Source organism: Mesorhizobium sp. WSM4989, assembly GCF_029625795.1.
Lineage (GTDB): Bacteria > Pseudomonadota > Alphaproteobacteria > Rhizobiales > Rhizobiaceae > Mesorhizobium.
In genome coordinates, this window is record NZ_JARTVN010000001.1 from 1,815,310 (window position 1) to 1,833,441 (window position 18,132).

General features: G+C 63.3%; 19 protein-coding genes. 10 read left to right on the top strand and 9 right to left on the bottom strand.

The genetic code is table 11. From position 1 onward, the window contains the following. The first annotated feature begins 151 nt into the window (after nt 1-151). The 4 genes from trpS to P9217_RS08765 all read left to right on the top strand — a co-directional run bounded on the left by trpS (nt 152) and on the right by P9217_RS08765 (nt 4,993). Complete coding sequence (gene trpS, locus P9217_RS08750) at nt 152-1,219, top strand: tryptophan--tRNA ligase (protein WP_095799470.1); 1,068 nt, start codon at nt 152-154, stop codon at nt 1,217-1,219. 102 nt (nt 1,220-1,321) lie between these two features. Next, on the top strand, nt 1,322-1,813 hold the full coding sequence (locus tag P9217_RS08755; RefSeq protein ID WP_067003529.1) for a universal stress protein: 492 nt from the start codon (nt 1,322-1,324) through the stop codon (nt 1,811-1,813). A gap of 216 nt (nt 1,814-2,029) precedes the next feature. Beyond that, entirely contained in the window at nt 2,030-4,279 is a 2,250-nt protein-coding gene (locus P9217_RS08760) for a glycogen debranching N-terminal domain-containing protein (protein ID WP_278086204.1), read from the top strand. Nucleotides 4,280-4,423: 144 nt separating this feature from the next. Then, on the top strand, nt 4,424-4,993 hold the full coding sequence (locus P9217_RS08765) for a NifU family protein (protein ID WP_067003527.1): 570 nt from the start codon (nt 4,424-4,426) through the stop codon (nt 4,991-4,993). Nucleotides 4,994-5,169: 176 nt separating this feature from the next. Here the strand turns inward: P9217_RS08765 and P9217_RS08770 are convergent, their stop codons facing one another. Further along, entirely contained in the window at nt 5,170-5,787 is a 618-nt protein-coding gene (locus tag P9217_RS08770; protein ID WP_067003525.1) for a L,D-transpeptidase, read from the bottom strand. A 223-nt stretch (nt 5,788-6,010) separates the two neighbouring features. Here P9217_RS08770 and cueR point away from each other — a divergent pair, with 223 nt between their 5' ends. Together cueR and P9217_RS08780 are read left to right on the top strand one after the other, a co-directional pair. Then, nucleotides 6,011-6,400, top strand: coding sequence for a Cu(I)-responsive transcriptional regulator (cueR, locus tag P9217_RS08775; protein WP_067003523.1), 390 nt, complete (start codon nt 6,011-6,013; stop codon nt 6,398-6,400). 32 nt (nt 6,401-6,432) lie between these two features. After that, complete coding sequence (locus tag P9217_RS08780) at nt 6,433-6,576, top strand: DUF1330 domain-containing protein (protein WP_278086203.1); 144 nt, start codon at nt 6,433-6,435, stop codon at nt 6,574-6,576. A 6-nt stretch (nt 6,577-6,582) separates the two neighbouring features. Here P9217_RS08780 and P9217_RS08785 read toward each other — a convergent pair whose 3' ends face one another. Continuing rightward, nucleotides 6,583-6,936: a hypothetical protein gene (locus P9217_RS08785; RefSeq protein WP_278086202.1), complete on the bottom strand. Its 354-nt coding sequence runs from the start codon at nt 6,934-6,936 to the stop codon at nt 6,583-6,585. Between P9217_RS08785 and P9217_RS08790 the strand changes: the two genes are divergently transcribed. From P9217_RS08790 to P9217_RS08800, 3 genes are all read left to right on the top strand, one after another. Further along, nucleotides 6,892-7,083, top strand: coding sequence for a hypothetical protein (locus P9217_RS08790; RefSeq protein ID WP_278086976.1), 192 nt, complete (start codon nt 6,892-6,894; stop codon nt 7,081-7,083). The two genes, P9217_RS08785 and P9217_RS08790, sit on opposite strands and share 45 nt — an antisense overlap. A 596-nt stretch (nt 7,084-7,679) precedes the next feature. Then, the gene (locus P9217_RS08795; protein WP_278086201.1) at nt 7,680-7,868 is read left to right on the top strand and encodes a hypothetical protein; all 189 of its coding nucleotides are present in this window, start codon (nt 7,680-7,682) and stop codon (nt 7,866-7,868) included. Between the two features lie 322 nt (nt 7,869-8,190). After that, the gene (locus P9217_RS08800; RefSeq protein ID WP_278086200.1) at nt 8,191-8,580 is read left to right on the top strand and encodes a type II toxin-antitoxin system death-on-curing family toxin; all 390 of its coding nucleotides are present in this window, start codon (nt 8,191-8,193) and stop codon (nt 8,578-8,580) included. A gap of 10 nt (nt 8,581-8,590) precedes the next feature. On the opposite strand, the gene P9217_RS08805 is transcribed toward P9217_RS08800, so the two are convergent. From P9217_RS08805 to P9217_RS08815, 3 genes are all read right to left on the bottom strand, one after another. Beyond that, on the bottom strand, nt 8,591-8,776 hold the full coding sequence (locus P9217_RS08805; protein ID WP_278086199.1) for a hypothetical protein: 186 nt from the start codon (nt 8,774-8,776) through the stop codon (nt 8,591-8,593). Then, nucleotides 8,773-9,594, bottom strand: coding sequence for a hypothetical protein (locus P9217_RS08810; RefSeq protein WP_278086198.1), 822 nt, complete (start codon nt 9,592-9,594; stop codon nt 8,773-8,775). The genes P9217_RS08805 and P9217_RS08810 overlap by 4 nt, the downstream gene beginning before the upstream one ends. Nucleotides 9,595-10,205: 611 nt before the next feature. After that, nucleotides 10,206-11,144 carry an IS1595 family transposase gene (locus P9217_RS08815; protein ID WP_278086197.1) on the bottom strand — a complete coding sequence of 313 codons (939 nt, stop codon included), beginning with the start codon at nt 11,142-11,144 and terminating at the stop codon, nt 10,206-10,208. A 111-nt stretch (nt 11,145-11,255) separates the two neighbouring features. Here P9217_RS08815 and P9217_RS08820 point away from each other — a divergent pair, with 111 nt between their 5' ends. Next, nucleotides 11,256-11,756, top strand: a complete 501-nt coding sequence (locus tag P9217_RS08820) for an MmcB family DNA repair protein (protein ID WP_164746772.1) — start codon at nt 11,256-11,258, stop codon at nt 11,754-11,756. Nucleotides 11,757-11,814: 58 nt separating this feature from the next. Here P9217_RS08820 and nhaA read toward each other — a convergent pair whose 3' ends face one another. From nhaA to hrpB, 4 genes are all read right to left on the bottom strand, one after another. Beyond that, nucleotides 11,815-13,005 carry a Na+/H+ antiporter NhaA gene (gene nhaA / locus P9217_RS08825; protein ID WP_278086196.1) on the bottom strand — a complete coding sequence of 397 codons (1,191 nt, stop codon included), beginning with the start codon at nt 13,003-13,005 and terminating at the stop codon, nt 11,815-11,817. A gap of 270 nt (nt 13,006-13,275) precedes the next feature. Beyond that, complete coding sequence (locus P9217_RS08830) at nt 13,276-13,839, bottom strand: ActR/PrrA/RegA family redox response regulator transcription factor (RefSeq protein ID WP_040974834.1); 564 nt, start codon at nt 13,837-13,839, stop codon at nt 13,276-13,278. A 107-nt stretch (nt 13,840-13,946) separates the two neighbouring features. Then, nucleotides 13,947-15,272: an ActS/PrrB/RegB family redox-sensitive histidine kinase gene (locus P9217_RS08835; protein ID WP_095799233.1), complete on the bottom strand. Its 1,326-nt coding sequence runs from the start codon at nt 15,270-15,272 to the stop codon at nt 13,947-13,949. Between the two features lie 384 nt (nt 15,273-15,656). Next, nucleotides 15,657-18,119, bottom strand: a complete 2,463-nt coding sequence (hrpB, locus tag P9217_RS08840; protein WP_278086195.1) for an ATP-dependent helicase HrpB — start codon at nt 18,117-18,119, stop codon at nt 15,657-15,659. Between the last annotated feature and the right edge of the window lie 13 nt (nt 18,120-18,132).

An 18,132-nucleotide genomic window follows, 5' to 3' on the forward strand; every position in this document is an offset into this window, starting at 1 on the left:
ACCGGTCTTGATCCCGCATTCGCCTTCGTCCATAAGCCCGCCGTCGCAAGACTTTCGCCGCGCGCGGTTTCCAGCCGCATGATTGGCTCCAAAAAGTCTGCAACTTTTTGGAATCATGCGTATACGGCCCTCCACAAGCCATGAGGAAATCATGTCCGCCTTCAAGCCCCTCGTCTTCTCGGGCGTCCAGCCGACCGGCAATTTGCATCTCGGCAACTATCTCGGCGCCATCAAAAAATTCGTCGCCCTCCAGGAACAGTCCGACTGCATTTATTGCGTCGTCGACCTGCATTCGCTGACGGCGCAGCTCGTGCACCAGGACCTTGGCGACCAGACGCGCTCGATCACCGCCGCGTTCCTGGCATCGGGCATCGACCCCAAGAAGCACATCGTCTTCAACCAATCGCGAGTCATCCAGCACGCCGAGTTGGCCTGGATCTTCAACTGCGTGGCGCGCATCGGCTGGATGTACCGGATGACGCAGTTCAAGGACAAAGCCGGCAAGGACCGCGAGAACGCCTCGCTCGGCCTGCTCGCCTATCCGAGCCTGATGGCCGCCGACATCCTGCTCTACCGCGCCACCCATGTGCCCGTGGGCGAGGATCAGAAGCAGCATCTGGAATTGACCCGCGACATCGCGCAAAAATTCAACAACGACTTCTCGGAAAAGATCGCGGCGCTCGGCGTCGGCGTCGAGATGCAGGTCGGCGAAGAGACGGTGAACGGCTACTTCCCGATCACCGAACCGGTGATCGGCGGTCCTGCGGCGCGCATCATGAGCCTGCGCGACGGCTCGAAGAAGATGTCGAAGTCGGACCCGTCGGACCTGTCGCGCATCAACCTCACCGACGATGCCGACACAATCTCGAAGAAGATCCGCAAGGCCAAGACCGATCCGGAGGCCTTGCCGAGTGAAGTCGGCGGGCTGGAAAGCCGGCCGGAAGCCGAAAACCTGGTCGGCATCTATGCCGGCCTCGCCGAAATTTCCAAAGCCGACGTGCTGAAGGAATATGGCGGCCAGCAGTTTTCCGTGTTCAAGCCGGCGCTGGCCGACCTTGCGGTCGAAAAGCTCGCGCCGATCGCCTCGGAGATGCGCCGCATCGAGGGCGACCGCGCCTATGTCGACGCCGTGCTCAAGGACGGCGGCGAGCGCGCCCGCGCGATCGCCGAAGGCACGATGAAGACGGTGCGCGACATCATCGGCCTGTTGCAGGACTGATCGGTCCTCGCTGGTTGACTGGGATCGCCATACCGGCCGGCGGCTTGCCGCCGGTCCGTGGCGGTGGCAGATTGCGGCCGAATTGATCCCGAGCGGACAGACATGGTTTCCAAACGCCTCAGCCGTGAAGCCGGACATCGCCGCAAATTCCTGGCGATCATCGACGATACGCCGGAATGCGAGCGCGCGGTCGCCTACGCATCGACGCGCGCACAGAGCACCAGCGGCGTGCTGGTCCTGCTCTACGTGATCGAGCCGGACGATTTCCAGCATTGGCTGGGGGTTGAGAAGATCATGCGCGAGGAAGCCAACGCGACCGCGCGCGCGGCGCTCGACACCTATGCCAGCAAGGTGCGCCAGAAGGTCGGCATCGAGCCGGAACTGGTGGTGCGCGAAGGCAAGCCGACCGAGGAAATCCACAAGCTCATCGAGGAAGACCAGGACATCGCCATCCTGGTGCTGGCGGCCGGCGCCGGCAAGGAAGGTCCGGGGCCACTGGTGAGTGCGGTGGCCGGCCGGGGCGCCGCCTTCCCCATCCCGGTTACCGTGGTGCCGCAGAACCTCTCCGACGAGGAAATCGAGAGCCTGGCCTGAATTGGGAAGGCCCCTCCTGCCCGATTGGAACGTCGCCGATCCGCAGATACACATCGATGTTATCAACCAGCCCATAGCCCTTGGCCCGTGTCGGCGGCGCGCCATTTGGAATGGTCACGGAAACGCCATTCCAAAGGAGCGCCGGTGGACGAATCAACCCGGAAAGCAGGGCGTAGCGGCACGTCAAAGCCGCGAAACGCTGGGACTGGATCACCGGTGCAGCCGCGCTCGCAGGCAGCGCGATCACAGCAAAAAGCCCGGCAGACGCCTGATGCGCAGCAGGAGCGCAGGCACCGCGTGCTCGCCAAGGGGCACCCGGCCATGGTGGACAGCATCGCCGGCGCGATTACGGTCAAGAATCTCGATCTCTACTATGTCGTCGCTCCCGACGCCCAGATACCGCTGAAAGGCGAGCACGGCTTCGGGCTCTATTTCCACGACTGCCGTTTCCTCGGCGGCTATGAGATGACGCTGGGCGGTTTGCCGCCGATCGTGTTGGCCTCGACCGCGCAAAGAGGTTACGCCGCGCTTTTCGAACTGGCCAATCCCGACCTGCATTGCGATGGGGGGCGACTGATCCCCAAGGACGAGCTCGGCATCCGCTGGGAGCGCATTCTCGATGCGGAGCAAACATGCCTGCGAGAGGTTCTGACCATCCAGAATCTCGGCCACGAGCCGCATGGCTTTCCGCTGGCCCTGCACTTCGGCGCCGGCTTCGAGGACATTTTCAATGTGCGCGGACTGGTGCCGAAGAACCTCGGCAGGTGCGAGCGGCCCGCCTGGCGCGACGGCAGCCTCCACTTTGTCTATCACGGCGCCGACCACGTCCGCAGAACGGCAGCAATCGGTTTTTTGCCGGCACCCGATGCCATGCACAGAACGGCGGCCGAGTTCCGGTTCGATGTGGCCCCAGGAGAAAAGCGTACCATCGCGATCACCATAGAATTGAGGGAACTGTCGGAAGAGCCGGAGGCCGAGCAAATGAGCCAGCACCCGGCGTTTGCTCTCGAGGGCTTTGCCGGGACGGTTCAGGCGGATACTGAAAAATGGCTGGAGCAACACACGAAGTTCGACAGCGACAGCCTGCTGCTCAACAGCATCATGGACCGTTCGCTGCGCGATCTCGCGGTGCTCCGGTCGGATCTTGGCAACAGGGAGTATTTCGCAGCCGGCGTGCCGTGGTACGTCGCGCTGTTTGGACGCGACAGCCTGATCGTCGCGCTCGAGATGCTCGCCTTCCAGCCGGAGATCGCCGCCCAGACGCTGCGCCTTCTCGCCGGCTATCAGGGACGTCGAACGGATCGATGGCGAGAGGAGCAGCCCGGCAAGATACTGCATGAGCTGCGCGTCGGCGAGCTCGCTCGCGCGGGCAATGTCCCACATGCCAGATTCTACTGCACGGTCGACGCGACCCCGCTCTTCCTGCTGCTTCTCGGCCGCTATGCCGCGTGGACAGGCGACGTGGGGCTCTTCCGCGAACTGCGGGAGCCGGTGGAAAAGGCCTTGGGCTGGATCGCCAAGGCCGGAGACGGGCATGGCGAAGGCTATGTCAAATACCGGACCATCTCGGAAAGCGGTCTCGTCAACCAGGGGTGGAAGGATTCGGCCGACGCGATCGTCAGGACCGACGGCAGCATCGCCAGGCCGCCGATCGCGCTGGTCGAGGTGCAGGGCTATGTGTTTGCGGCCAAGCATGCCATCGCCGATCTCTACGAACGCATTGGCGAGCGCAACAGCGCCAGGCAGGTTCGCGGCGAGGCCGAAAAGCTTCGGACACGGTTCAACCGCGACTTCTGGTGCGAGGACCTGGACACTTTCGCGCTGGCGCTCGAGGCGCGCGGCCGCCCGGTCGCGGTCGTTTCCTCCAACCCGGGCCATGCGCTGTGGACCGGTATCGCGGATCGGGGCAAGGGCCGCCGAACCGTCCGGCGGCTGATGCAGGACGACATGTTCAACGGCTGGGGCGTGCGCACGCTCTCGAGCGCGGCGCGGCGCTACAATCCCGTCGGATATCATCTCGGCACCGTCTGGCCGCATGACAATGCGCTGCTGGCGGCCGGCTGCCGGCGGTATGGCGAGGACGGCGCGGCGCTGCGGATCTTCACCGCCATTGTCGAAGCGGCGATGCACTTCCGCCATCACCGGCTGCCGGAGGCAATGGCGGGCTTTCAGCGCAACGATTTCCAGGTGCCGGTGCACTATCCCGTGGCCTGCCACCCGCAGGCATGGGCAGCGGGCGCGGTGCCGTTCCTGGTGACCACCTGCCTCGGCCTGGAGCCCGACGCCTTCGCAAACAAGCTGCGGATCGTGCGGCCGCGACTGCCCGATTTCGTCAGCCGCATCGAGCTTCGCGGGCTGCGGGTCGGCGAGGCAAGCGCCGACCTCGCATTCATGCGCACGGCGGACGGCGCCGAGGTGAACATCCAGAAGACGAGTGGACAACTCAGCGTGGAAGTCGGAGGATAGGCTTGCCGTGGCGAAGCGCTCCGCCGGGGCAAAAACATTCCGCCAGCCAGCCGTTCGGGCGACGCGTTTCGCTTGAATGTCCAGCCGATAGAGCCTATTTAGAACTATTCCAAACTATCGGCCCGGAAGGGCCTGGAGATATCCATGTTCATCCAGACCGAATCGACGCCGAACCCGGCGACGCTGAAATTCCTGCCCGGCAAGGAAGTGCTGCGCGACGGCACCGCCGACTTCCGCGACGCCGAAGGCGCCGCGCAGGCTTCGCCGCTGGCCGGCCGGCTGTTCGAGATCCCCGGCGTCACCGGCGTCTTCTTCGGCTACGACTTCATCACCGTGACCAAGGACGGTCCCGACTGGCAGCACCTGAAGCCGGCAATCCTCGGCGCCATCATGGAGCATTTCATGTCCGGGGCGCCGGTCATGGCTTCGGCTGCCCCGGCCAACGATGCCGGCCAGGCCGGCGAATTCTACGACAAGGCGGATGAGGAGCTGGTGCTGACCATCAAGGAGCTGCTCGACACCCGCGTGCGCCCGGCGGTCGCGCAGGATGGTGGCGACATCACCTTCCGCGGCTTCGAGAACGGCACCGTGTTCCTGCACATGAAGGGTGCTTGCGCCGGTTGCCCGTCGTCGACGGCGACGCTGAAGCACGGCATCCAGAACCTGCTTCGCCATTTTGTTCCGGAAGTGCAGCAGGTCGAGCAGGTCGCCTGACAATTCTGCTCCGCCCGCCGCCTGTGGCGATTTTCTGGGCTTCTCGGCGGAGCGAATTTTCCCCAAGCCGCAAAAACAAAAAACCGGGCCCCAACAGCCCGGTTTTCTGTCTTTGGACGTCTTGTTGTTGCCTAGACGGTCCGCTCACGAAAGCTTTTGTCCGCGCGCCATCATGATCACATCACAATGACCTTGGCGCCGACCGAAGTGCGGTCGTAGAGATCGATAATGTCCTGGTTCATCAGGCGGATGCAGCCCGATGACATCGCCTTGCCGATGGAGAACCACTCCGGGCTGCCATGCAGGCGGTAGCCCATGTCGCCGCCCTTGTTGAACAGATACATGGCGCGCGCGCCGAGCGGGTTCTTCAGGCCCGGCTCCATGCCGCCCGCGAATTTGGCGAGTTCGGGCTGGCGCTTGATCATCGGCGCCGGCGGCGTCCAGGTCGGCCATTCGCGCTTCAGCGCGATATGGGCGGTGCCGTGCCACTCGAAGCCCTCGCGGCCGACGCCGATGCCGTAGCGCATGGCCATGCCGTCACCCTCGACAAAGTAGAGGAACTTGTTCTGGGTGTCGACGATGATGGTGCCGGGCTTCTCGGGAGTGTCGTAGCGCACTTCCTGCCGGCGGAAGCGGGCCGGAACCTTCTCGATCGGGATGCGCGGCAGCTGATAGCCGGCATCGGTCATCGCGCCATAGTTGTTGGTGAAGATTTGCCCGCCAATGGTGCTGCACCCGCTGATCGCGGTCGACAGCGCAAGGGCGGCGACGATTGCAAACGACTTCAAGCGCATGAATAGGTCCGACGCCCCGCCTTTTATCAGCGGCACGAGTCGGCCGCTTTCTCACCATCATTCATGCTGGCATTTCTTTTGCTTGCCAAGCGTGCACTGCCTATATGCATGACCTTCCCTGCTGGTAAGTGCCGAACTGCGGCATTTCGGCAACAGGGGTCCCAGGATTGTGAAGTAAAATCAACGGGGCAGCCGGAAAGGCTGTCGGAGACAGGAGAGCGCCATGAATGTCGGTGATGCCGCCGAGCGTTCCGGCCTGCCGGCCAAGACCATCCGCTACTATGAGGAGATCGGCCTGATCCTGCCGGCGCGGGCCGAAAACGGCTACCGCGACTACTCGCGCGACGACGTGCACCGGCTGGCCTTCTTGCGCCGCGCCCGCAACCTCGGCTTTTCAATCGACGATTGCAGGCAGCTGATGGCGCTTTATCAGGACCGCGACCGCGCCAGCCATGACGTACGCGAAATCGCCAGCGCCCATGTCAGGGCGATCGAGGAAAAGGTGCGCGAACTGCAGTCGATGCGCGCGACGCTGCAGAAGCTGATCCACGCCTGCCACGGCGATGACCGGCCGGACTGCCCGATTTTGGATGACATGGCGGGGGCGGCGTGAAGTCGCCGAGCCGGAGCTAGACAAGCGGTCGGGTGATCGTCGTGGAATTCCCGTCATTGGAAGCTGCCAAGGCCTGCTATGACGACCCGGCTTACGAGGAAGCGAAGCGGTTTGCGCTGCAGGCGTCGAACCGCGTCCTGCTGATCTTCGAAGGGGATCTGGGGGAGGCTGGATGAGGCGCTCTACAATGAAGCGTCAATCATCGGCATTAACTGGGCGATCACCGATTGGCCTGTAACGCTGATTGCGTTCGGCTTAGGATTTTTTTGGGGTTCATACTGCGGATGCAGCAGGGTAGCAACACTCTCAAGTGTTGCGGTGGTCTGTGAAATATATAACCGCCCGCGCCTTTCGCCCTCGTTTAGGTGGGCGACGGAGTTGCCCGGGTCCGTATTATCTGGGCCGAAATAGCGCCATTTGATTTCGCCTGTGACGCCATATTTGGTCTTTATCCTGCGCACTTCGTCTGCAATGCCATGCCATTGGGCCTCATGCATGATAAGACCGGCTATGACAAAATAGGGCCTATTGCCCACGCGGCAGGGTTTGGGCGGGCTACCACTCTCGTCAATAAAGCAAAGGTGCATTCTGCAATGTCAGGCAAACCCGCTGAAAAGAGTCAAGTTGAGAAGTTCCGCGAACTGGCGCGGGAGATCGAAACCGTCGATTCCGAAGAGCCGTGAACGCGGCGATTAAGAAAGTAGCAAAGTCCCCGCCGCCGCCTAAGCACGACGAGAAAGCGGGAAAGAAGCCTCGCTAGCCCCTTGGTCGTCATCATAAGACTTCCACCAAGTGCCGCGCAGGATGCTGGCGATATCCCGATCCTGTGTGGGGTGACGCATCCGGTGAGGATCGAGCAACGGTTCGGTTTCTATGAGCCGCCGTCGTGAGCGTTCGATATACTCTCTCGATCTGGCGATTAGAATGCTGTCCTGATTGGAATAAAGCGCGCGATGGGGATTGTTGGGAGACATAGCGTGGCTCCGGTCTTATGCAGACGGGAGCGCTAGATCGCTGTCTCTCAGCCGCCGATGTCCGTTGGGTCGTTACCGGCGATAGTGGTCAACATACCGGAACCCAATTCGGTTCCCCAATTAATTGTGCGTCTGGGTCTGTCAAATATACAATAGGCGATTATCTGGTTGACAAACCAAGAGTGCGATAGGAATATAATCCGGGACAGGCCGGCATTCATTAGGACTCGCGAAATTGGTCGTGTAGAGATATAAATCCCCCGTTTGCGGGGAATTGTCTTCGCCCCCGCTTATGTGAGGGCAGCATGGCGAATTCAAAATCCTTGTCGGCGATGGATGCCGAAATCATAAAATCCGTGTTCCACAAAGAGGTCCGGGAGAAGAAAACCCCCGAGAGCCAGTGGCGTGATTTTGCCGCGCAACTCGTCCAATCCTATACCGGCTCTCAGTTCGTTGACCCCGACATGCTCGAATGGATCATGCGCAAGCCCTAGCGGCGCTTACCTTACGTTAGCGGGCGCTAATATCGTGAACGAATGGTGAATACCCCCAAAAGGCGGCTCGTTGGAGTTTACCTTTGAAGGTATCGTTCATTGACATTTAACCGTTGTAGGGTCATTTAGATGGGAACTAGATCGGTCTAGACCGGTTTTAGATGCACTTAGAAAAGGAGGCACCTATGCGATACGCAGTTCCTGCGCCCGTTATGCAGGCGCCTCAAACTCTTGAAGCTCGTCCTCAGAAGGACGTTGACGTTCGCGCTCTTGCGATCGCCTCAATCAAGAAGTTTCCTAGGATTCTGGCTAAGCTCGCAGAGTGAACGAGCCTAACTGGCTTACAAGCCAAGACATTATCGATATAAACAAGCTTGTTGTCGCGGAGACAAGGGAAAATCATGCCCTTGTCCTCCGCGATAATCTTGATGGCGCGGTGGCTAGGCCCCGGCAAATCCATGCCTACGAATCTCACGACATGCTCGACTTGGCCGTCGCGCTTATGGTCGCGGTCGCGCGAGCCCACGTGTTTGAACAGGGGAATAAGCGAACAGGCTTTATCGCAGCGGACGTTTTCCTAAAGGCAAACGGCTACCATTTTACAGAGGACTGGGATTACCTAGCTTCACTGCTGATTGATGTGGTTGAGCACCGCGCTCAAGAGCACGATCTGATTGAAGCGTTGGTACTTTTCATCGAACCATTTCCCTGATCAACCTGGGTCACTTCTCACGCTTCCGCCGCGCCAGTTCCTTTATCTGCTCATTGGTGAGCTTGGGCGCATGGGCGATCTTGCCTAGAGCGGACTCGAAGGCTTCGTCGGACTGGTCCGTTCCAAGTTCCCGCGCGGCTTTGCGAAACTTCTCGACTTGCGATTCCTCCGCCCTTGGGGCGGGCTTCTTGGTCACTGGAAAGCATCTCCCTTGTCGCTGTCGTCCTCATAGACCAAATCAAAGCTATTTTCGAGGATTTGAAGCCAAAGCTTTCGCTTCGCCTTTGGCCAATGCGACCCAGCCGGGGGAAGCCTGCCGATCAAGCCACGGATGATTGGGTCGATAGAGGGCGGCTCATTCCCATTGCCGTCATCACCGCCCCCGGCTCGCCTTTCTTGAGGCGGAACTGATGTCGAACGTTCTGCTGCTACGGGCGCTGATTCCGAAGCGGCGGTCTGTTCCATGCGAGGACGCACGAGGCGGTCTTTTCCGCTATCAGAGAAGCCCGCATATTGTGCGGAGCGTTCGAACGCTTGCCGTGCGCGGTCGGTTTGTTTGGCCGGCACTCCCAACGTCTCCATTTCCCTTTCGAGCGCCTTCATCGGAGGCAGATTATGCCCCCGAAATTTTTCATAAATCTGATTGTAGAGGGGTACGGCCAAAAACGCCTCGACGCGCGCTGACCGTTCCGTTTCTGGCGCGACGATGCGCTTACCAATGTCGGACAGCCGAAAAGCGCTGCGGCCATCCTTCTCGACTAGTGCAAATGTCTTTGCCGCGCCAGTCTTCATGCGGAATGCTCCGCTAAGGGTTTGGCCCATCTCGGCGGCTAGTTCGTCCTGATCGCAGGAACTGAAGGCGCACCGGCTGTAAATAGCTCGGGCCACCTCTACCGCTCCCTCAAGCGATACGTAGGGGAAATCGATCAGGGACCGCTCACGCTTACTCTTGTCGTCGCCAGCTTCGCGCGCCGCGTTGGCTGCCTCGCTGAAATCAACCTTCTCGCCTGTCATGGAGACACCTCGCGCCTTCTAGATGGGCGGGACATTAACAGAACATGTCTCCCTGCGCAAGTTGGGCGCATAACGAACGCGCAAATCGAAGAGGCGCGATTGCAAAATCCCGAATCGTTCGTTATACGTGTTGGCGCCTACAAGCGGGCCAACATGATTCATGGAGGATAGGCAGTGAAGAGAACTAGTAGCCCCTCGCGCCACGGTCATCGGCGCTTGAGGGGAGACTAAGGAAAGGCCGCCAAACCGACTGCAGCGGTGAGGCGGCCCAGATGACCAGCAGTCGAAAAGGGCGGTAGAGGCCCGCGACCACTAGAGCGTCACAGCCTAGAATCGCATCTCTGCCGCCTCTTTTCAAGGCCCACGCTCTGAAAAGAGGGTGTTGCGATGGTATGGGTCAATCCCTACACGCGCTTCCGTTTCGGACGCATCGAATCCGTCTGCGGCCATTTTCGCAGCCGATAAGACGGCGCTAGCGGCGTAGCCGCCTAGCCGTTCCGATCAACCAAACTGCCGGGGACTAGATCCCCGGCTTTTTCTTGCGGTGCCTTGCATATCGCCAGAGCGGCAATTCGAGTTGCACCGGCTTGCGGTAGTGTCGTCGCTTATCGTCAAGCAGGTCTGCGATAGGTGAGGCGCTTACCGGCGACACCCTTCAAGGCGATGAAAGCGCGGGTGCCGTCATCGACGCCAAGCGCGACGCGGTTCGAATAACGGAAATCGAATTCGGCCAGATAGCGGTGCAGGTGGTGTTCGCTGCAATGCTGATAGACGCCCTTCATGCCGCGCTTGAAGATCGAGAAGAAGCCTTCGACGGTATTGGTGTGGACGTTGCCGCGAACGTATTCGTCCTTGGAATGCGTGACGAATTCATGCGAGGCGAAATCCTGGCTGGCGCGCCGATAGATACCACTCTCGTCGGTCATCAACGCGCTTTCCTTGGCGATGTTGGCGCGAACGATAGGCATGACATTGCCCATGCGGGCGGTATCGACATGGAAGGAACGGGCCTTGCCGCCGCGCTCGACAAGCGTAACGACCGTGTTCTTGTGCGCGCTGCCGCGCTTGACGGGCGAGCCCTGCAAACGACCGATATACGTCTCGTCGGCTTCGACGGTCTTGCCGCCGCCGCCCATCGGGGAAAGCTCGCCAGAGGCCATGGCAAGGCGAATGCGATGGCAAAGGAACCAAGCGGCCTCATAGGTGCATTCGAGTATGCGGTGCATCTGGTGGGCGCTAATGCCCTTCTTCGAGGCGCACATAAGGTGGATAGCCTGGAGCCACTTGGTGAGCGGCAGATGGCTTTCCTCGAAGATCGTGCCCATACGAACGGTGAACTGCGAACGGCAAGCGCTGCACTTGTACAGGCCATGACGCTCGACGCCGTTCGGGTTCTTTTTGGAGGGCTTGGTGCGGACGCCCTTCAAAGCGTAGTGGCGATCAACGCTACCGCACTTCGGGCAAACGGGACCGTTCGGCCACAGTATGGATTCGACATGCTCGAAAGCCTTGGCTTCGTCATGGAATTCGGGGCGGGACAGAACGGACATAGCGATAACTCCTTGGAATCGTTATCGCAGTTCCATTTGGGTTTGTCAACCAGATAATCCCCATACAATATCGGGTTCAAACCGTGAACAAAATCTGGCATGGTGCTTGCCATGCCTATCGTTTCCGCGATTCCCCTCAACCCGCTGATCGACGGCCGCCAGTCGGAGCGCGCCATGCTGGTGCGGCGCGGCGTGCAGCGCCTGCTCACCCAAATGGGCGCGCATGTGCTGCCGGAGCTATCCCTGGCCACCGGCCGGCGGGCCGATCTTGTCGCGCTGACCCGGCAGGGCGACATCTGGATCATCGAGATCAAATCCTCGATCGAGGATTTTCGCGTCGATCGCAAATGGCCGGACTACCGGCTGCATGCCGACCGCTTCTTCTTCGCCACCCATCCCGGCGTGCCCGCGGAAATCTTTCCGGAAGAATGCGGCTTCATCCTCTCCGACGGCTATGGCGCGGAGATCTTGCGCGAGGCGCCGGAGCACCGCATCGCGGCCGCGACGCGCAAGGCATTGATGCTCAGGATCGCCCGCGCCGGCGCGGCGCGGCTCTTGGCGGCGGAGCTTGCCGGCGTGGCGGTGCCGGCGCTGGATGGCGAGAGTGAATAGCACCCATGTCCTCGCCCCCCGCGAAGGCGGGGAGAGGAACGGGGCATTGCGGTCTGGCCTACTCCACATCCTCTTCCGCCCCACCCGTCGCTGGCGCCATCAGCAGCACCGCCGCGCCGACCAGCGCGGCGATCAGCGAGCCGGCGAGGATGCCGACCTTTACCGCGTCCTGAAGGGCCGCGTCATTGGCGAAGGCGAGCAGGCCGATGAACAGGCTCATGGTGAAGCCGATGCCGCACAGAAGCGAAATGCCGATCATGTGCAGCCAGCCGGCATTGGCCGGCAGGTCGGCGAAGCCCAGCCGGATGGCGAGAGCCGAGGCGCCGAAGACGCCGACCAGCTTGCCGACGACGAGGCCGGCGGCGACGCCCAGCGTCAGAGGCTCGACCAGCGCGGCAACGCTCAGGCCGCCTAGCGAGACGCCGGCATTGGCGAAGCCGAAGATCGGGATGACGATGAAAGGCACGAGCTTGTGCAGGCCGTGCTCCAGCCGGTGCAGCGGCGAGTGTTCGACGTCGTGACCGATGCCGGGCGAACGCTCGAGCGGAATGGTGAGCGCCAGCGCCACGCCGGCAAGCGTCGCATGCACGCCCGATTTCAGCACCAGCACCCAAAGCAGCGCGCCCAGCACGAGATAGGGCAACAGGTTCATCACCCGCATGCGGTTGAGCACGATCAATACGGCGATGACCGCGAAGGCGGCGCCGAGATAGGCGAGCGACAGGCCGCTGGTGTAGAACAGCGCGATGATGATGACGGCGCCGAGATCGTCGATGATGGCCAAAGCGGTAAGAAACACTTTAAGCGAGGCCGGCACGCGGCTGCCGAGCAGCGACAGCACGCCGAGCGCGAAGGCAATGTCGGTGGCGGTGGGGATCGCCCAGCCGGAAAGCGCCGCCTGGTTGTCGCGGTTGACCAACACATAGACCAGCGCCGGAAACACCATGCCGCCGGCCGCGGCGATGCCCGGCAGCACGCGGCGCGGCCAGGTTGAGAGCTGGCCGTCCAGCATCTCGCGCTTGATCTCCAGCCCGACCAGCAGGAAGAACACCGCCATAAGCCCGTCATTCACCCAGTGCGAGACGCTGAGCGGACCGAGATAGGCGTGGAGGGCGGCGAAATAGGTTTCGGCGAGCGGCGAGTTTGCGACGATGAGCGCAAGGGCGGCGGCCGCCATCAGGATGATGCCGCCGGCCGCCTCGCCGTCGAGGAATTCGCGAAGCATCGATTTCGGCCGCTCGTCGCGCATGCCCCCTCCGTCACATGGCCCGCCGGCCGGTGTCCTTCGCGATGATGCTCAAACGCGCACGACGGGGCAAGCAATGGACCGGTCGGCCACCGTCGCCCTCCTTGCAAGCGCCGGCGCCGCCCCTCACCTGCCTGCCGGCATCCTCTCCCCGTATGACGGGGAGAGGGGCGCTCTCATCGCGGTTTTCGCCAATCGCCAGCGTTGCTAGGCGGCAGCCAGCGCTGCCTTCGACACTCGCCATCGGCAGCACCGTACGCGCGTTTAAGCAGGTTACCGCGGCGCCCGCTTTGCCAGAATCCGCTGCAGGGTGCGCCGGTGCATGTTGAGCCGGCGCGCGGTCTCGGAGACGTTGCGGTCGCACATTTCATAGACGCGCTGGATATGTTCCCAGCGCACGCGGTCGGCCGACATTGGGTTTTCCGGGGGTGCTGCCCGCTCGCCCGCGGTGCGGGTCAGCGCGGCGAAGACGTCGTCGGCATCGGCGGGCTTCGACAGGTAGTCGACAGCGCCGAGCTTCACCGCCGTCACCGCGGTGGCGATGTTGCCGTAGCCGGTCAGGATGATGGTGCGGGAATCGTCGCGCTTCTCGCGGATGGCGGCGACCACGTCGAGGCCGTTGCCGTCGCCGAGCCGCATGTCGACCACCGCATAGGCCGGCGGGCGGGCGCGCGCCTTGGCGACGGCCTCTTCCACGCTTTCCGCCGTCTCGACCGCGAAGCCCCTGGTTTCCATGGCGCGGGCAAGCCGGGTGAGAAATGGCTTGTCGTCGTCGACGATCAGCAGCGAGGTGTCCTCGCCTTCTACCATTGCGCCGGTGGGTTCTTCTGCGCTCATTTGCGTCAGCATCCTACTGCCTTACTTTTACGCAGATACAATTCTGCAACAGCAATGTCCAATTTTTACACCCGGCAACAAAGCTGCCATGCGCCAAATGCATAGGCTCACGCATTGTCGAATGCGGTGCCCGGGGCATGCTCGGGATTGAGGAAGACGCCGCGAGGCCAGGTGATCTGCACCACCGCCCCCTCGCCGAGCCCGCTCGAATTGCGAAAATCGATCGTCGCGCCCGAGCGCTCCAGCAACGTCTTGGCGATGAAAAGCCCGAGCCCGAGGCCGCCGCCGGCCTCTGTCCCCTGGCGCGTCGACATATAGGGCTCGCCGATGCGGTCGATGATTTCCGGCGGGAAGCCCGGCCCGTCGTCAATGATCGAGAAGGAGACCTCCTCACCGTCCCAGTTCCAGCTGACGGTGACCGTGTTCTTGGCGAAGTCGACGGCGTTCTCGACCAGATTGCCGAGCCCGTAGATGACGCCGGGGCTGCGCTGCCCGACCGGCTCCGGGCCGATGCGCTCGCCGGGGCGCAGCCGGATCGAGATGCCGAAGTCGCGGTGCGGCGCCGTCACTTCCTCGACCAGCGAGGTCAGCGGCAGGCGCGAAAGATGCGCCTCGCCTTCCGAGGACAGGCTGGTCAGCCGCTTCAGGATCTCGCGGCAACGCTCGCTCTGCGAGCGCAGCAGCTTCACGTCCTCGCTGAATTTCGGATCTTCTCCCAGCGCCTTTTCCATTTCCTTGGCGACGACGGTGATGGTGGCCAAAGGCGTGCCGAGCTCATGCGCGGCGGCCGCCGCGAGGCCATCGAGCGCCGAAAGATGCTGCTCGCGCTGCAGCACCAGCTCGGTGGCGGCGAGCGCGTTGGCGAGCAGGCGTGCCTCGGCCGCGACGCGGAAGGCGTAAATCGCGGTGAAGGCGATCGAGGCGAACACCGCCATCCACATGCCGGCGACATAGATGAAGGGCATCGACAGCGGCGCGCCTTCGTACCAGGGCAGCGGCAGATGGAAGAACACAAGCAGCGTGGCCGCCGCGATGACCAGCGCGCCGAGCACCGCGGTGAGGCGCAGCGGCAGTGATGCGGCGGAAATGACGACGGGCACCGAGAGCAGGACCGAAAACGGGTTGGTCAGGCCGCCGGTCATATAGAGCAGGCCGGCGAGCTGCAGGCTGTCGATGGTGAGGATGACGAAGGCCGAGAGCGGGGTCAGCCGATGCGCCGCGGGATAGCGGAAGGTGAGCCAGAGGTTCATCCAGGCCGAGCAGGCGATCAGCGCGAAGCACAGCGAGACCGGAAGCGGGAATTTCAGCCCGTAGCCGACGACGAGCACCGCGATGCTCTGGCCGACAATGGCCAGCCAGCGCAGGCGGATCAGCGTGTTGAGCCGCAGCCGCTGGCTCTGCTGGGAATCGGGCGCGCGCAAAATATTGATCATCGACTTACGATTATAGCCGCAGGAGGGTGAGCGCTAGTAGCGCTGTGACTGCGACTTGACCGGTCAGCGGCCGTTGTTTCGGTTCACCATCATGAGGGCTTGATGATTGGCCTAGGCCCCTCGCGACTTCGTCATCCACGGGCGGAGCGACGCGAAGCGGAGCGCAGGCCCGAGGAGATCCATTCCGTGACTTCGAAGTTTTGCGATGGTTCAGAATTCTGTTCCGCTGCATTTTACGGTCAAGGTAACGGAATGGATCCTCGGGTCTACGCGCGTCGCTTCGCTCCTTGCTCCGCCCGTGGATGACGAAGTGATGGGCGTTTGCGCCAATCGCCAACGCACGTTGCCCACTAACGCGAATGGCCCGCCGAAAGCGGCACGAACCTATGTCCCGCGCGGCTTGGCGCGGCTGGTGGCGGCCGCCAGCAGCGGGTTTTCCGGCCAGACATGCTTAGGATAGCGACCGCGCATATCGGTGCGCACATCCGCCCACGAGCCGCGCCAGAAGCCGGGCAGATCGCGCGTCGTCTGGATCGGGCGATGCGCCGGCGACAACAGCTCCAGAGTCAGCGGCACCGTACCGCCCGCGACCGAAGGATGGCGATCGAGGCCGAACAGCTCCTGCACGCGGATCGCCAGCACCGGCCATTCGCCGTCATAGCGGATCGGCACATGGCTGCCCGAGGGCGCGTCGAAATGGGTCGGCGCCAGCGCGTCCACCTCGCGCTGCAGGTCGTGCGGGACCAGCGACATCAGCCCCGCCGCAAGCGCCGTCGGCCTGATCGCCGCGAAGGAGGCCTCGCCGGCAAGGAAAGGCAGCAACCAGTCGTCGAGACGGTCGAGAAGCGCCTGGTCCGAGACGTCGGGCCAGGGAGAACCGAGGCCGCGATAGAGCCAGCCGAGCCGCTGGCGCAGCGTTTCCGCCTCCTTGCCCCAGTCGAGCAGCGACAGGCGGTGCTCGCGCAGGGCGTCCAGCATGGCCCGATCGGCCTCGGCACCGGAAGGTGCGGGCAGCATGCGCTCGGAAAGGGTGATGGCGCCAAGGCGAGCGGTCTCGCGCACGCGCACGACGCGGCGCTCGCGGTCGAAACTCGTCTCGCGCTTCGTCTCGATGCGGTCGGCAAGCGCGGTGCGGATAAGGGCCTCGTCGACGGGCGCGGCGGCGGTGATACGGGCATTCTGCGCCTTGCCCTGCAGATCGGCGACGACCAGCCAGCTCTCGCCGGCAAGCGGATCGGCAGCATCGACCATCGCGCCGGAACCGTTGGCGAGCACGAAGCGGCCGCGCTCGCCGCGGGCTCTGGCGACACGATCCGGCCAGGCATGGATCAGCAAGGCGCCGGGCGCGGCTGGCGAGTCTGCCCTTGCCCCGCCTGCCTGCTTGGCCAGGCGTGCGGCAAGTTGCCGGGCGGCACCGGCGCGCGGCGATTTTTCGGCGCGGAAGCGGATCAGCCGCCGTTCCAAATCTGCGCTGTCGCCGCCAAGCCCGCGCTCCGTCAAAAGCACGGCAAGCATCGCCGCTTCCTGCGCCTGCCCGATCTCAGCCGCTTCGGCCACCATGTGCGCGAGCCGCACGGGCACAGCGAGCTTGCGCATCGCCGCGCCCGCCTCCGTCAAGCGGCCGGCGTCATCGATTGCATGCAGCGCTTTGAGCAACACCCTCGCTTCGTTGAGCGCCGGCGCCGGCGGCGGGTCGAGGAAGGACAGGCTCGACGGATCGGCGACGCCGAAAGCGGCGCAGTCGAGCAACATGCCGGAAAGGTCAGCCTCGAGGATTTCCGGCGGTGTGAAGGCGGGCAGCGCCGCCGTCTGCTCGGCACGCCACAATCGGATGGCGACGCCCGGCTGCGTTCGTCCGGCCCGGCCGGCCCGCTGATCGGCGGAAGCCTTGCTGACGCGCACCGTTTCCAGCCGGGTCAGGCCGCTTGCCGGCTCGTAGCGCGGCAGGCGCGACAGGCCGCAATCGATGACGACGCGCACGCCGTCGATGGTGATCGAGGTCTCGGCGATCGAGGTCGCCAGCACCACTTTACGGCGGCCAGGCGACGCCGGCTTGATCGCGGCATCCTGCGCCCTGTTGTCCAACCGGCCATAGAGCGGAACGATGTCGGTATCGGCACCGAGGCGATCTTCTAGCCGCTCTGCGGTGCGCTCGATCTCGCGCTGTCCGGGCAGGAAAGCGAGCACGCTGCCCTGCTCGGCGGCTAAAGCCGAGCGAACCGCCTTGGCCATCGCGTCCTCGACCGCCATGCCGGCCGGCCGCTCGTCATAGCGGATGTCGACCGGGAAGGCGCGGCCCTCGCTTTCGACCACCGGCGCCCCGGCCAGTAGTTTTGCGACGCGCGCGCCGTCGAGCGTCGCCGACATCACCAGCAGGCGCAGATCCGGCCGCAGCGCGCCCTGAACATCGAGCGCCAGCGCGAGGCCGAAATCGCCGTCGAGCGAACGCTCGTGGAATTCATCGAAGATTACCGCCGCAACGCCGGGCAGTTCGGGATCGTCGAGGATCATGCGCGACAGCACGCCTTCGGTGACGACGAGGATCTTTGTCCGCGCTGAAGTGCGGTTCTCCATGCGCATCGCGTAGCCGACTGTACCACCCGGCTCCTCGCCGACAAGCTCGGCCATGCGACGGGCGGCGGCGCGGGCTGCCAGCCTGCGCGGCTCCAGCAGCACGATCCTGCCTTCGCCGAGCCAGGGCGCGTCGAGCAGCGCCAGCGGCACCAGCGTCGTCTTGCCGGCACCGGGCGGCGCCACCAGCACGGCGCTGTTGCGCCCGGCGAGCGCCTCGCCGAGCACCGGCAGCACGGCGGATACCGGGAGTTCCGGCAAAATTCCTCTGTTCATGGCGTCCGCATAT

Coding starts and splice junctions, on each gene's coding strand:
- trpS (WP_095799470.1), top strand. CDS start 152: ATGTCCGCCTTCAAGCCCCTCGTCTTCTCGGGCGTCCAGCCGACCGGC.
- P9217_RS08755 (WP_067003529.1), top strand. CDS start 1,322: ATGGTTTCCAAACGCCTCAGCCGTGAAGCCGGACATCGCCGCAAATTC.
- P9217_RS08765 (WP_067003527.1), top strand. CDS start 4,424: ATGTTCATCCAGACCGAATCGACGCCGAACCCGGCGACGCTGAAATTC.
- P9217_RS08770 (WP_067003525.1), bottom strand. CDS start 5,787: ATGCGCTTGAAGTCGTTTGCAATCGTCGCCGCCCTTGCGCTGTCGACC.
- cueR (WP_067003523.1), top strand. CDS start 6,011: ATGAATGTCGGTGATGCCGCCGAGCGTTCCGGCCTGCCGGCCAAGACC.
- P9217_RS08790 (WP_278086976.1), top strand. CDS start 6,892: ATGCATGATAAGACCGGCTATGACAAAATAGGGCCTATTGCCCACGCG.
- P9217_RS08795 (WP_278086201.1), top strand. CDS start 7,680: ATGGCGAATTCAAAATCCTTGTCGGCGATGGATGCCGAAATCATAAAA.
- P9217_RS08810 (WP_278086198.1), bottom strand. CDS start 9,594: ATGACAGGCGAGAAGGTTGATTTCAGCGAGGCAGCCAACGCGGCGCGC.
- P9217_RS08815 (WP_278086197.1), bottom strand. CDS start 11,144: ATGTCCGTTCTGTCCCGCCCCGAATTCCATGACGAAGCCAAGGCTTTC.
- P9217_RS08820 (WP_164746772.1), top strand. CDS start 11,256: ATGCCTATCGTTTCCGCGATTCCCCTCAACCCGCTGATCGACGGCCGC.
- nhaA (WP_278086196.1), bottom strand. CDS start 13,005: ATGCGCGACGAGCGGCCGAAATCGATGCTTCGCGAATTCCTCGACGGC.
- P9217_RS08830 (WP_040974834.1), bottom strand. CDS start 13,839: ATGAGCGCAGAAGAACCCACCGGCGCAATGGTAGAAGGCGAGGACACC.
- P9217_RS08835 (WP_095799233.1), bottom strand. CDS start 15,272: ATGATCAATATTTTGCGCGCGCCCGATTCCCAGCAGAGCCAGCGGCTG.
- hrpB (WP_278086195.1), bottom strand. CDS start 18,119: ATGAACAGAGGAATTTTGCCGGAACTCCCGGTATCCGCCGTGCTGCCG.